The sequence below is a fragment of the Corallococcus caeni genome (assembly GCF_036245865.1).
Classification (GTDB): Bacteria; Myxococcota; Myxococcia; order Myxococcales; family Myxococcaceae; genus Corallococcus; species Corallococcus caeni.
Window position 1 is genome coordinate 1,300,291 of the sequence record NZ_BTTW01000001.1, and the last position, 13,554, is coordinate 1,313,844.

Annotated in this window: 10 protein-coding genes; 3 read left to right on the forward strand and 7 right to left on the reverse strand. The window is 69.9% G+C overall.

Features of this window, described 5'->3' with window-relative positions; translation table 11 throughout:
* Window positions 1-140: 140 nt before the first annotated feature.
* A complete protein-coding gene (locus AABA78_RS05155) occupies window positions 141-6,386 on the reverse strand; it encodes a DnaJ domain-containing protein (protein WP_338261899.1) in 6,246 nt (2,081 codons plus the stop codon).
* Window positions 6,387-6,420: 34 nt separating this feature from the next.
* On the reverse strand, window positions 6,421-6,924 hold the full coding sequence (locus tag AABA78_RS05160) for a tRNA (cytidine(34)-2'-O)-methyltransferase (RefSeq protein WP_014398831.1): 504 nt from the start codon (window positions 6,922-6,924) through the stop codon (window positions 6,421-6,423).
* Between the two features lie 17 nt (window positions 6,925-6,941).
* On the opposite strand from AABA78_RS05160, the gene AABA78_RS05165 reads away from it, so the two are divergent.
* Window positions 6,942-7,310, forward strand: coding sequence for a DUF192 domain-containing protein (locus tag AABA78_RS05165; RefSeq protein ID WP_338261900.1), 369 nt, complete (start codon window positions 6,942-6,944; stop codon window positions 7,308-7,310).
* Between the two features lie 146 nt (window positions 7,311-7,456).
* Window positions 7,457-8,221, forward strand: a complete 765-nt coding sequence (locus AABA78_RS05170) for a Stp1/IreP family PP2C-type Ser/Thr phosphatase (RefSeq protein WP_171421370.1) — start codon at window positions 7,457-7,459, stop codon at window positions 8,219-8,221.
* 78 nt (window positions 8,222-8,299) lie between these two features.
* On the opposite strand, the gene AABA78_RS05175 is transcribed toward AABA78_RS05170, so the two are convergent.
* Together AABA78_RS05175 and AABA78_RS05180 are read right to left on the reverse strand one after the other, a co-directional pair.
* Window positions 8,300-9,328: a nucleotidyltransferase family protein gene (locus AABA78_RS05175; RefSeq protein ID WP_338261901.1), complete on the reverse strand. Its 1,029-nt coding sequence runs from the start codon at window positions 9,326-9,328 to the stop codon at window positions 8,300-8,302.
* 4 nt (window positions 9,329-9,332) lie between these two features.
* Window positions 9,333-10,373, reverse strand: a complete 1,041-nt coding sequence (locus AABA78_RS05180; protein ID WP_338261902.1) for an aminoglycoside phosphotransferase family protein — start codon at window positions 10,371-10,373, stop codon at window positions 9,333-9,335.
* Window positions 10,374-10,679: 306 nt separating this feature from the next.
* Between AABA78_RS05180 and AABA78_RS05185 the strand changes: the two genes are divergently transcribed.
* Window positions 10,680-12,047 carry a pyridoxal-phosphate dependent enzyme gene (locus tag AABA78_RS05185; RefSeq protein ID WP_338261903.1) on the forward strand — a complete coding sequence of 456 codons (1,368 nt, stop codon included), beginning with the start codon at window positions 10,680-10,682 and terminating at the stop codon, window positions 12,045-12,047.
* 89 nt (window positions 12,048-12,136) lie between these two features.
* Here AABA78_RS05185 and AABA78_RS05190 read toward each other — a convergent pair whose 3' ends face one another.
* The 3 genes from AABA78_RS05190 to AABA78_RS05200 form a co-directional block, all read right to left on the reverse strand.
* A complete protein-coding gene (locus AABA78_RS05190; RefSeq protein ID WP_171421366.1) occupies window positions 12,137-12,538 on the reverse strand; it encodes a hypothetical protein in 402 nt (133 codons plus the stop codon).
* 3 nt (window positions 12,539-12,541) lie between these two features.
* Window positions 12,542-12,937, reverse strand: coding sequence for a hypothetical protein (locus AABA78_RS05195; protein WP_171421365.1), 396 nt, complete (start codon window positions 12,935-12,937; stop codon window positions 12,542-12,544).
* A 151-nt stretch (window positions 12,938-13,088) separates the two neighbouring features.
* A complete protein-coding gene (locus AABA78_RS05200) occupies window positions 13,089-13,550 on the reverse strand; it encodes a hypothetical protein (protein WP_171421364.1) in 462 nt (153 codons plus the stop codon).
* Window positions 13,551-13,554: the final 4 nt, after the last annotated feature.

The window sequence follows — 13,554 nt, forward strand, 5'->3', positions numbered from 1 at the left end:
GCATGCCTTTCAAAACGGGCGGGACGGCGGATCCAACGGACGCGCCCCGTGGGGGCAAGCATCGGGTCCGGCTTTCAGGTGTGTCAATGGGCGGGACTGTCCGGAAAACCGGCCGGTTCCCTCCCTGGAGAACAGGCAGGTCAGCGGAAGAGGCCCTTCTTGGGGGGGTTCTTCTTGCGCATGTCGATGAGCCGCAGCTCCTGGTTCGCCTCCAGGTGCTTCGGGTTCGCGCGCACCGCTTCGCGGAAGTGCCGCTCCGCCCGGTCCATGTCCCCTTCCACGCGAGCGATGACGCCCAGCTGGTAGTGGGCGCGATCACAGTTCGGGTCGGTGCGCACCGCATCCGCCATCCACTGTTTCGCGCGGGGCATGTCGGCCTTGCGGCTGGGGTCCATGTAGACGGCCCAGGCGCGCGCCGCGAGGTACACGGGCTTGGGGTCCAGGCCGTAGGCGCGCTCGTAGTGTTCGCTGGCGGCGACGAAGTCGCGCTTGCGGAAGAAGACCTCGCCCATGCGGAAGAGGTCGTCCGCGTTCGTGTCCGCGCGGGCCGCGGCGGGGCTGCCGGGGCGGCCGCTGGGCGCCGGAGGCTTGGGAGCAGCCTGCGCGCCCTGCTGGGCCTGCTGGTAGTTCTTGCGGCGGGTGTCGTCGTGGAGGACTTCGTAGGCCTCGCGGATGGACTCGAAGACAGCGGTGATCTTCGGCGCCAGGTGGGGCAGCGACGGGGGCAGCCGGTCCGGGTGGAAGACCTTGGCGAGGCTCAGGAAGGCGGCCTTCACCTGGTCGCGCGAGGCGTCCTGCGGCACGCCCAGCGTGACGAAGTGGTCCTTCTTCGTCTGGATGTCGGCGTAGCGCTGCTCAATCTGCTGCGCGAGCCGGCCCTCGTCGGGCTTGGGGGGCTCCGGCGGGGCGGCGACGGCGGCGGGCGGCGCGGCGGCTTCGGGCGCGCCCGGGGTGCTCGCGGCGGCGGCGGGAACGGGGCGGGCTCCGAGCGCGCCCATGTTCTCCATGGCGCGGCGCAGGAGGCGCTGGCGCCGGAGCTTGGAGGCTTCGTCGGGGTTGGAGGGGTCTTCGGCCGCCACGTCGTCCTCGTCAAAATCCCATTCGTCCAGATCACCGGACAGCTCGTCCTCAGTCTGGCCAGAAGCCCCTCCGTTGTCACCGGGGAAGGCGGTGGAGCGGGGAGAAGGCAGCGGCTCGAATGTCGCCTCGACGATGGCTTCGACGAGGAATTCGTTGGCATCCCCCGCCGACCGGACATCCGAGCGGATGAGGGCTTCCAGATGGGCGTCCACCTGCTGGAGGGCGGCCTCGAAGGAGGCGGTGAGGTTCTGGGCGGGGTCGTTGGACTCGTCGAAGGAGACGATGCGCCACAGGTCGTCCTCGCTGGCGCGGGCGGGGCGCACGGGCGGTGTGGAGGACGCGGGGAACTTGGGGGGCTGGACGGCCCAGAGGTCCGGCTGGGGGGCGGCCTGGACGGGGACGACGGGGGCATCCGGAGCAGGGGCGCGGGTGTCGGGAAGGGGCGCCGCGGCGGGGACGATGTCGCCCCAGCTCTCCGGCTCCACCTCCAGGAGGGGGAGGTCGGCTTCCGGGGGCGGGGCGACGGGGAAGCGCGAGGACTCCTCGGTGAGCCAGGGGTCCAGGGGCACGGAGGCCGAGCGGCGCAGGGCCTCGGCCATGTCCTGGAGCAGGGCGGCCTGGGCGCGCTTGCGAGCCTCGGTCAGGGCGGTGGTGTTGTCGCTGACGGGCAGTTCCAGGGCGTCGCGGGGGGACGCGGGGATGGAGTCCGCCCAGGAGTTCGACGGGGCGGAGGGTTCAGGCTCCGCGGTGAGGATGATGTCCTCGGGCCCGAGCGACAGCGGTTCGGGCTCCACCGGCGCGGCGGCGACGGGGACGAGGACCGGAGGCGGCGCGGAGGGCGTGGCCGGGCGGGTGCGCCGGGGCAGTGAGGGCGGATGGGCGGGCTTGCCCTGTTCGGACAGGCGCTGCGCCTCGGCGGCGCGGGCCTCTTCAGCGAGGCGAGCGGCTTCGGCGGCACGGGCCTCTTCGGCGAGGCGGTGGAGTTCGGCCTGACGGGCCTCCTCGGCCAGGCGAGCCTCCTCGGCGAGGCGGGCGGCTTCAATTCGAGCGGCCTCTTCGGCGATTCGAGCCTCTTCGGCCAGCCGAGTTTCTTCAGCGAGGCGGGCTTCTTCGGCGAGGCGCAGTGCTTCGGCTTCGGCGCGAACGCGCGCTTCCTCGGCGAGACGGGCTTCTTCCGCCTGACGGGCCTCCTCGGCGAGACGAGCGGCTTCGATTCGAGCGGCCTCTTCGGCGAGGCGTGCCGCTTCCGAAAGCCGTGCCTCTTCAGCCAGCCGCGCTTCTTCCTCCGCACGCAGCCGGGCTTTTTCAGCGAGTCGAGCTTCCTCAGCGAGTCGAGCTTCCTCCTCCGCACGCAGCCGGGCTTCTTCAGCGAGCCGAGCCTCTTCTGCGAGGCGAGCCTCCTCGATCGCGCGAAGACGGGCCTCCTCCGCGATCCGAGCCTCTTCTGCGAGGCGAGCCTCTTCTTCAGCACGCAGCCGGGCTTCTTCTGCGAGGCGAGCCTCCTCGGCCAAGCGGGCTTCTTCCTCCGCACGAAGGCGAGCCTCTTCTGTGAGGCGTGCCGCTTCCGCAAGCCGTGCCTCTTCGGCCAGCCGCGCCTCCTCTTCAGCACGAAGGCGAGCCTCTTCGGCGAGTCGGGCCTCCTCCGCCAAGCGAGCCTCTTCGGCGAGCCGGGCTTCTTCCTCCGCACGGAGCCGAGCCTCTTCCGCGAGGCGAGCCTCCTCTGCCAGCCGTGCTTCTTCCGCGAGCCGCGCGGCTTCGACTACTCGCGCTTCCTCCTCAGCACGAAGGCGAGCCTCTTCCGCAAGCCGGGCCTCTTCTTCTGCACGAAGGCGAGCCTCCTCGGCGAGCCGAGCCTCCTCAAGCGCACGGAGGCGTTCTTCCTCGGCGAGTCGCGCCTCTTCCGCGAGGCGAGCCTCTTCAATCGCCTGGAGTCGCGCTTCTTCAGCGAGGCGAGCTTCTTCCTCCGCGCGAAGTCGGGCCTCCTCTTCCGCGCGAAGGCGAGCCTCTTCGGCCAGACGAGCCTCTTCCGCGAGGCGGGCTTCTTCGGCGAGGCGAGCCTCTTCCTCCGCGCGAAGTCGGGCCTCCTCGGCGAGGCGAGCCTCTTCGGCAAGGCGAGCTTCTTCGGCGAGCCGGGCCTCCTCAGCCAGCCGTGCTTCCTCAAGCGCGCGGAGGCGTTCTTCCTCGGCGAGTCGAGCCTCTTCGGCGAGTCGAGCCTCTTCAGCCAGCCGCGCTTCTTCCTCCTCACGCAGCCGTGCCTCTTCTGCGAGCCGAGCCTCTTCCTCTGCACGAAGGCGGGCTTCTTCCGCGAGCCGAGCCTCCTCGGCAAGACGCGCCGCTTCCTCTGCGCGAAGGCGGGCTTCTTCGGCGAGGCGGGCCTCTTCCGCGAGCCGCGCCTCTTCAGCCAGCCGAGCTTCTTCCTCCTCACGCAGCCGGGCTTCTTCAGCCAGCCGAGCTTCCTCAGCGAGTCGAGCTTCCTCAGCGAGTCGAGCTTCTTCCGCGAGCCGAGCGTCCTCGATCGCGCGAAGACGGGCCTCCTCCGCGAGCCGAGCCTCTTCGGCGAGGCGAGCCTCTTCTTCGGCACGAAGCCGTGCTTCTTCTGCGAGGCGAGCCTCTTCTGCTAGGCGAGCCTCTTCTTCAGCACGCAGCCGGGCTTCTTCGGCGAGGCGAGCCTCTTCCGCGAGGCGAGCCTCTTCTGCTAGGCGAGCCTCTTCTTCAGCACGCAGCCGGGCTTCTTCCTCCGCACGGAGGCGAGCCTCTTCCGCGAGGCGGGCCTCTTCGGCCAGCCGCGCCTCTTCTTCCGCACGAAGCCGGGCTTCTTCTGCGAGCCGGGCCTCTTCCGCCAGGCGCGCCTCCTCTTCCGCACGAAGCCGGGCTTTTTCTGCGAGCCGGGCCTCTTCCGCCAGGCGCGCTTCCTCTTCAGCGCGAAGCCGGGCCTCTTCCGCGAGCCGGGCCTCCTCGGCCAAGCGAGCCTCTTCCGTGAGTCGGGCCTCTTCCTCCGCACGGAGCCGAGCCTCTTCGGCAACGCGGGCCTCTTCCGCCAAGCGCGCTTCCTCCTCTGCGCGCAGCCGGGCTTCTTCCGCGAGTCGGGCCTCCTCGATCGCCCGAAGCCGGGCTTCTTCCGCGAGCCGAGCCTCCTCGGCGAGACGCGCCTCTTCCTCTTCGCGAAGGCGGGCCTCTTCGGCGAGACGGGCCTCTTCCGCAAGCCGCGCCTCTTCGGCGAGGCGCTCGGCTTCAAGGCGCGCCAGTTCAGCGAGTCGAGCCTCTTCAAGGGCACGAAGCCGGGCTTCCTCGGCGAGGCGCGCTTCTTCTGCCTGTCGCGCTTCTTCGGCAAGGCGCTCCGCTTCAACTCGAGCGGCTTCCTCGGCCAGGCGGGCCTCCTCGGCGAGCCGTGCCTCTTCAGCTAGCCGAGCCTCCTCCGCGAGCCGTGCCTCTTCCTCCGCACGCAGTCGAGCTTCTTCGGCGAGGCGAGCCTCCTCGGCCAGACGTGCCTCTTCAGCGAGTCGAGCTTCTTCCGCGAGCCGCGCCTCTTCTGCGAGACGAGCTTCAGCTTCGGCGCGAAGCCGCGCCTCTTCCGCTAGCCGAGCCTCTTCCGCGAGCCTCGCCTCTTCAGCCAGCCGCGCTTCCTCGATCGCCTGAAGCCGTGCCTCTTCCGCGAGACGAGCTTCCTCTTCGGCGCGAAGCCGCGCCTCTTCCGCTAGCCGTGCCTCTTCCGCGAGGCGAGCTTCTTCTTCAGCGCGAAGCCGCGCCTCTTCGGCGAGCCGTGCTTCTTCCGCAAGACGCTCGGCTTCAAGGCGCGCCAACTCCGCGAGCCGCGCCTCTTCCGCGAGCCGCTCCGCCTCCAGCCGCGCAAGCTCCGCGAGCCGCGCCTCTTCCTCGAGTCGCTCGGCTTCGATGCGCGCAAGCTCCGCGAGCCGCGCCTCTTCCGCGAGTCGCTCAGCCTCAATGCGTGCCAGTTCCGCAAGCCGCGCCTCTTCAGCCAAACGCTCGGCTTCGATGCGCGCAAGCTCCGCGAGCCGTGCCTCTTCAGCCAAACGCTCGGCTTCGATGCGCGCCAACTCCGCGAGCCGTGCCTCTTCCGCGAGTCGCTCAGCCTCGATCCGCGCAAGCTCAGCCAGTCGGGCTTCTTCCGCCAATCGCTCGGCTTCAAGGCGCGCCAGCTCCGCAAGCCGAGCCTCTTCGGCCAATCGCTCAGCTTCAATGCGCGCCAGTTCCGCCAGCCGAGCCTCTTCCGCCAGCCGAGCCTCTTCTGCCAGCCGGGCCTCTTCCGCGAGCCGAGCCTCTTCGGCGAGCCGAGCCTCCTCCGCCAGCCGCTCCGCCTCCAGCCGCACAAGCTCCGCGAGCCGCGCCTCCTCCGCCAGCCGCTCCGCCTCCAGCCGCGCCTCCTCCTCCGCGCGCAGCCGTGCCTCTTCCGCCAGCCGTGCTTCCTCCAGCGCCCGGAGCCGAGCCTCCTCCGCCAACCGCTCCGCCTCGATGCGCGCCAGCTCCGCCAGCCGCGCCTCTTCCGCGAGCCGCGCCTCCTCCGCCAGCCGCTCCGCCTCCAGCCGCGCCAGCTCCGCGAGCCTCGCCTCCTCCGCGCGCCGCTCCGCCTCCTCGCGCCGGCGCGCCTCCTCAATCTCCCAGGCCTCCTCCTCCGCCTGCCGCAGCTCCTCCTCGCGCCGCAGCCGCTCGCGCTCCTCCCACTCCTCCACCGACAGGGCCTCGATGCGGCCCTCGCGCTCCAGCACGCGCAGGAGCGCCTGCTGTGCCCCCGTCAGCGCCTCCGGCTGCCGGAACGCTCCCAGCGTCTCCAACAACCCCCGCTCCGACGCATCCGTCAGCCACGGCTCGCACGCCGCCACTTCCGGGCAGCGGTAGACCCTCGCGGGCACGGCCTCGGTCGGGGCCGGCTCCAGCGCCGCGCGCACCACCCGCACGCCCGCGATGGGCGCGAACCCACCCGCCGCCTCCACCGCCTCCGCCTCGAAGTCCGCGCGCTCCGCCAGCTCGCTCAGCCGCCGCACCTGCGCCAGCACCTGCTGCTCGTGCACCACCGCGGGCTTCAGCCCGCTGTCCTCCAGCAGCTCCTCGTCCGGCGCCGCCGCTCCACCCCGCGCCCACAGCGCGTCCAGGGCGTCCACGCCCAGGAGCCCGTTCTGGAAGAGCGCCTGCGCCTGCGTCTGGTACCCGAAGCCCAGCCGCGCGCCCACGAGGTCGCCCTCGCGCAGCCACAGCGCGGACTCGCGTCCACCGGCGTGCAGCGTCAGCCGGCCGGTGGCTCGGGACTTGTGGGCGGCATACAGCGCTTCGGCGACCTGCGAGGCGGACATTCTGCCCCGGAGTGTAGCCCGTCCCGCCCGCCCCTCAATTCGACGGCGGTGCCTGCCTGGCTGCCGTGCCCAGCTGCACCTGACGCAGCGCCTCGTAGGCGCCAATCCCCACCGACGTCGAAAGATTCAAGCTGCGGCGCTCCGGCAGCATCGGGATGGTCACCGGCGTCCCCGTCCCCCCCTCCATCACCTCCGGCAACAGCCCCGTCACCTCCGAGCCGAACACCAGGTGGTCCCCCGGCTCGAACCGCGCCGCGTACAGCGACGTCTCCGCCCTCGCGGAGAACAGCCACCGGCGGGCCTGGGGGTACTCCGCCACGTAGGCGTCGTAGGTCGGGTACAGCTTCAGGAACACCTTGTCCCAGTAGTCCAGCCCCGCCCGCTTCAGGTTGCGGTCGTCGATGGAGAACCCCAGGGGCTCCACCAGGATGAGCCGGCAGCCCGTCACCGCGCACAGCCGGGCCACGTTGCCGGTGTTGGGCGGAATCTGCGGGGACACGAGGACCAGGTGCAGGGGGGACGCCAGGGGCTCAAGCATGGGATAGAACACCGGACATGCACTGGAGGGTGACCAACGAAACGCGGCAGCGGCTGCTCGCGGACCGCGCGGAACGCGCCGAGTCCTTCGTCCAGCGCTTCCAGGGGCTCATGGGCCGCGCCTCGCTGCCCATGGGGGGCGGGATGCACATCGAGCCCTGCAACTCCATCCACACCTTCTTCATGCGCATCCCCATCGACGTCGCCTTCCTGGACGCGGAAGGGCGCATCGTCAAGCAACTGTCCGCCATGCCTCCCTGGCGCACCTCGTCCATCTACTTCAAGGCCCGCTCCGTCCTGGAACTGCCCGCGGGCGTCCTTTCGGCCAGCGGCACCCAGGAGGGCGACCGCCTGGTCTTCACCCCGGGGGAAGCCCCGGGGGCCTGACAGGGCCAGGGGGCTGGGGCCTCCCCGCCCACCCGCACCCGGAGGGGGGACCGCTGCGACAGGCGAGAGGTTTTTGACCCCTTTTGGAACGCTTTGTTAACGTCGCGCCGCGATTTTCACGCCTCTCCCCGGAAGAGTCCCTTCGCATGCGCATCGAGGTCGCCGGCAGCACCCACGTCGGGATGAAGCGGAACCACAACGAGGACAACTACCTCGTGCTCACCGAGGAGAACCTCGTGGTCGTGGCGGACGGCATGGGCGGTCACTCGTCCGGTGAGATCGCCAGCCGCATCGCGGTGGACGAGCTGGGTGAGTTCTTCCGCATGACGTCCAAGGACCAGGACGCCACCTGGCCCTTCAAGATGGACAAGCAGCGCAACTACGATGAGAACCGGCTGTCCACCGGCATCAAGCTGGCCAACGCGCGCATCTTCGAGCGCGCCACGACGGACTCCAAGTACAAGGGCATGGGCACCACCATCGTGTCCGTGCACTTCGCGGAGAGCGCGGCCTACGTGGGCCACGTGGGCGACAGCCGCGTGTACTTCTTCCGCGGCGGCATGCTCCAGCAGGTGACGGAGGACCACTCGCTGCTCAACGACTACCTCAAGGCGAAGAAGCTCACGCCGGAGGAGATTGAAAACTTCCCCCACAAGAACGTGATTGTCCGCGCGCTGGGGATGAAGGAGCAGGTGCAGGTGGACGTCACCCGCGTGGATCCGCTGGAGAACGACGTCTTCCTGCTGTGCTCGGACGGCCTGAGCGGCATGATCACCGACGCGCAGATGCAGGACATCCTGTCGCGCACGCCGGAGCTGGAGAAGGCCTGCGGCCAGCTCATCGACCTGGCCAACGCGGCGGGCGGCAACGACAACGTCACCTGCGTGCTGGCGCGCTGGCACAACGCCTGACGCCCCGCTGACCGCTGGACGCGAGAAGGCCCGTGCTCCCGAAAGAGGGAGGACGGGCCTTCGTCGTTCCAAGCGGGGTCAGCGGCCGGAGAGCGGCGCGGGCACCCGGTGCGGGCCCCACGCGAGCACCTCGGTGAGCGCTTCACCGGGTGACACCTGCGTCTCCTCGAACACGGCGCAGCGCTCCAGCCGCGCGCCCTGCCCCACCCGCGCGCCCGGGCCCACCGACACGCCCGAGCCCACGGTGGCGCCTTCCTCCACGACAGCGCCCGCGCCCACGTACACGGGCCCGCGCACCGTGCCCGCGACGCGGGCCTCCGGATGCACCCATGCTCCGGCCGCGCCGTCCTTCAGCCCCGCGAGCGGCGAGTCCTTCCCCAGCGCCTGGAGCGGCACGCGCCCTTCGAGCACGTCCCGCACCGTGGCCAGGTAGCGCGACGGCATGCCCAGGTCGGACCAGTACGCGTCCACCGCGTGCCCGCGCACCTGGAGCCCCGCCTGCATCACCCGCACGTAGACCTCGCGGTTGATGTCCTCGGGGCCCTCCGCGGTCATGAAGTCGAACACGCTGGGGGACATCACGTGCACGCCGGTGAAGTGCCACGGCGTGAGGCCCTCACCGCCCGGCCCGTACCCCGCGATGCGGCGCACCTGCCCGCCCGCGTCCGCCTCCACCGCCGCGTACTTCTCCCCTTCCGGCATGGGCAGGAGCACCATCGTCGCCACCGCGCCGGAGGCCCGGTGCGCCGCGACCACGGGCCGCAGGTCCACCGGGAAGAGGATGTCCCCGTTGAACACGAGGAAGTCCTCGCCGGAGAGGAAGTCGCGCAGGCCGCGGATGCCGCCGCCCGTGCCCTGGATGACGGGCTCGTGCACGACGTGCAGGGGCAGCCCCGCGCGCTCGCACTCCGCGCGGGCCACCGCCGCCATCGTGTCCGGCAGGTGGTGCGTGTTGATGCCCACCGCCGTCACGCCCGCGGCCTTCAGCACCGCCAGGTGATACCGGAGCAGCGGCTGGCCGAGGAACGGCATGGCCGGCTTGGGCCAGCGCTCGGTGAGCGGGCGCAGGCGCGTGCCCAGGCCCGCGCAGAGGACCATCGCCTTCATGGCTTCAGGCCGCCAGCTCGGGCACGTACTTCGCCACCAGCTTCTGCAGCGGCGCCAGCTCCGGCCGGCGCGCGAACGCGGCCTTCACGTAGCGCAGCGACGCGGGGATGGACACGAGGAAGCCCGGGTTGCCCTTCACGCGGTTGATGAACTCGAAGCGGCCCGCGTCCTTCAGCTTGCGCTGGATGGTGAGCAGGTCGAAGAACGCCTTGAACTCCTTGGCGTCGATCTTCTCCCCGCTCTCCTGCTCGAACGTGGCGATGTAGCGGTCCAGCATCGTGTCCACGAAGTCGCGGTCCAGCTCCACGTAGCTGTCCCGCAGCAGCGCCACCAGGTCGTACTGCCGAGGGCCCTGGAGCGCGTCCTGGAAGTCGATGACGACCAGCTCGCCCTCCTTCACCATGATGTTGCGGCTCTGGTAGTCGCGGTGCGTGAAGCCGCGCGGCGCGGCCGCGAGCTGCTTCGCGATGTCCCGGAACGTGGCGTCCAGCTGGGCGCGCTCCGCGTCGGTGGGCAGCTTGCCGCTCCAGGCCTCCAGGCCCCACTCGCGGAAGTGGTGCAGCTCCCAGTCGTACAGGTCCTCGTCGAAGGCGCGCGTGAAGGCCAGGCACTCCGGGTCGCGCTGCTTCTCCGCCTGCACGCGCAGCTTCGCCAAGAGGTCCACCGCGCGCGTGTAGAGCGCCTGGTTGTGGCGGCCGCCCTCCAGCGCGGACTCGAAGGTGATGTCGCTCAGGTCCTCCAGCACCATGATGCCGGCGGGCTCGTCGTAGCGGAGGATGCGCGGCACCCGCACGCCCAGCTTCTCCAGGTAGCGGTGGACGTTGATGAAGGGCAGCTCCTTGGGGGGCTCGCCCTTGGTGGCCTCTTCGCTCTTCTTCGTCGCGTCCGGCGGCATCACCATCAGCACCCAGCTGTCCGGGGCGGTGCCGACGCGGTAGTAGGAGCGGTTGCTCGCGTCGCCCTTCAGCTTCTTGATGGGGGCATCGGGGACGGGACGGCCAATGGCCTGTCCCACCTGGTCGCGAAGGGCGGCCTCAAGTTCCATGGGGGGCGGGTGCTCCGGAGGGGGAAGGAACGACGCCCGCGAGTATCGGAGGCACGGCGCGGCGGGTCAAAGCCCGCGTGGGCCCCACACCCGACGGACGCCTGCCCTGTCGCCTACGCGACGAGGCGCCCCAGGGCCCCACGGCTCCGAAGCCAGGGGGACGTGCCCTGGCGGGGGCAAGAGGAAACGCCCACCCGTTCGCGGCATCCTGCGTCAGGAAGGGCCGCGCCTCCGGGCATGTTCCCCCTGACGGGGCGGAGCACATATAAGGCCCCGACCCTCACTTTTTTCGGGAAGCCACGCACGATGGACATCCAACAGAACATCCTCACCGCCATTGGCCACACGCCGCTGGTGAAGCTCAACAAGCTCGTCGGTCCGAACGACGCCACCGTGCTCGTGAAGTGCGAGTTCATGAACCCCGGCGCGTCCATCAAGGACCGCATGGCGCTCTACATCATCGAGAAGGCCGAGCGGGAGGGGCGGCTCAAGCCCGGCGGCACCATCGTGGAGAACACGTCCGGCAACACCGGCATGGGCGTGGCGCTGGCCGCCGCAGTGAAGGGCTACAAGTGCATCTTCACCATGCCGGACAAGATGTCCCTGGAGAAGATCAACCGCCTGAAGGCCATGGGCGCCCAGGTCGTCGTCACGCCGACGAACGTTCCGGCGGAGGACCCGCGCAGCTACTACGAGACGTCGAAGCGGCTGGCCAAGGAGACGCCCGGCGCGTTCATGCTGAACCAGTACCACAACCCGGACAACATCGAGGCGCACTACCACACGACGGGTCCGGAGATCTTCCAGCAGACCGAGGGCAAGTTCGACTACTTCGTGTCCGGCCTGGGCACCGGCGGCACCATGAGCGGCGCCGGCAAGTACCTCAAGGAGAAGATCCCCGGCCTGAAGAACATCGGCGTGGATCCGGAGGGCTCCGTCTACGAGGGCTACTTCAAGACGGGCAAGCTCACCGAGCCGCACGTCTACAAGGTCGAGGGCATCGGCGAGGACATGCTCTGCGGCGCCATGGACTTCAAGGTCGTGGACGACGTGCGCCAGGTGGATGACCGCATGTGCTTCAACGCCGCGCGCCGCCTCGCTCGCGAGGAGGGCATCTTCGCGGGCGGCTCGTCCGGCGCGGCGGTGCACGTGGCGGTGCAGCTGGCGAAGGAGGTCGGCAAGGGGAAGACCATCGTGGTCGTCCTGCCGGACTCCGGCAGCAGCTACATCAGCAAGTTCCACTCCGACGAGTGGATGCGCGACAACGGCTTCATGCAGGAGAAGGGCGCCGGCACCGTGCGCGACATCATCGGCGCCAAGCCCCGCGACCTGAAGACGGCCAAGCGCGGTGACCGCGTGGACCGCGTGGTGGAGACGATGCGCAGCCACGGCATCAGCCAGATGCCGGTGGTGTCCGACGACGGGCGCGCCGTGGGCATGGTCCACGAGTACGACCTGCTCAACGCCCTGGTGGCCAACAAGGTGAAGTTCCAGGACGCCATCGACCCCATCGTCGCCCCGCTCCAGGGCGCCGTGTCCGCCGACGCCAGCATCGACCGGCTGCGTGAAATCTTCGCGCGCGACAACGTGGCCGTGGTGAAGGAAGGCGAGACGGTCATCGCCATCGTCACGAAGATCGACCTCATCGACCACCTGCACCGCACCGCCGCTTAAGCCGCGGACAGGCGCTGGAAACACCGAGGGCCCGGAAGGAGGAGCGAATCCTCCCTTCGGGCCCGTCGTGCTTCAGCGGTGCGGTGTGCTCAGAGCCCTGCGGGGTCCGGCTTCGTCAGGTCCAGGGCCACCATGTGGAAGCCCGTGCCGACGTGGATGAAGCCGAAGCGCTCCGCGCGGTTCTTGATGGCGTCCAGCTGCGAATAGCCCAGCAGCAGCTTGAAGCCCTGGCGCCGGGCCTCGTCGCGGACCGCGGCGACGATGGCGTTGACCGCCTCGTTGCGGTCCTCCTTGGACAGCCCGGGCGCGGCGATGATGCCTTCAATCAGCGCCACGGAGCTGTCCGTGCGGTACAGGAAACCCGCCGCCTTGTCCGGCACCACGAACCCGAACTCCGGAAGGGCATCCGGCGTCATCGTCTCTTCCCACGGCTTGCGCCACAGGTTGAGCAGCTCGTGGTGGACCTTGGGGTCGAAGCGGACGGGCTTCATGGACTAGGAGAGGAACGTCGACATCTTCTGGGCGGCGAGCTCCGTCGCGTTGCCCATGCCCAGGCTGGTGAGCGGGTTCTTGTTGGCCTTGAACAGGTCCCCGAGGATGTCGGTGACCTTGCTCTTGCCCGTCGCCAGGTTCAGCGCGCCGGACAGCAGGCTGTTGCCGCCCGCGCCGTCCATCAGGCCGGAGTTGGCGAACGCGCCCAGGGCGTTCTTGAACACGCCGCCGCCCGGGATGAGGTCGGTGGCCGCGCCCAGCAGCGACTGGAGGGGGTTCTTGCCCTGCATCAGGCCGCTGGCGAACGACATCGCCGCGCCGAGAAGCGGGTTCACCATCGTCACGAACGGCTTGACGATGTCCATCACCTTGCCGAGAGCCTTGCCGATGCCACCCATGGTCTGATCCTTTTCGGGGAGGACCGCGCGGGCCCTCGAAGTGAGACTGACAGTAGGATTCTCGGAAGGACGCCCCAGAAGTTTCCGGTTCCCGGATTATCCTCGCCACCGCCGGAAAAGCCCCGGGGTTCCGGGGCTTTAGCGGAAGGGCTCAGCCCCGGATGGGGCCCTTCTTCGCTTCGGCCGGATTCACGGCGGCGCCCGGCTTGGGGGCCACGGTCTGTCCGCCCTTGTTGTTGGCGGCGCCCAGCGCGGCGCCGTAGCGCTGCTCGTGGCTCTTGTCGCTGCTGAAGCCGTCGCGCTGCTGGGCGGGGCTGATGACGATCTCCCCGTCGATGATCTTCTGCAGGTGGGTGCCGATCTCCTCCACCGTCGCGATCTTCGGGTCGCGCGCCTTGAGTTCCTCGTCCGGGATGATCTCCAGCTGGGGCGGCTTGTCCGGGTGGATGGCGTAGTCGAGGATCTTCTCCACGTACTGCGCCACCGGAATCTTCAGCATCTCCGCCTGCTGCTTCACGTCCGCGTCGGCCAGCAGCTCCGCGCGCACCACTTCCACGGGACGCTTCAGCCGGCTGGGCGCCGGGGGAGGAACCACCTCGTTGGGGTTGGACATGGGC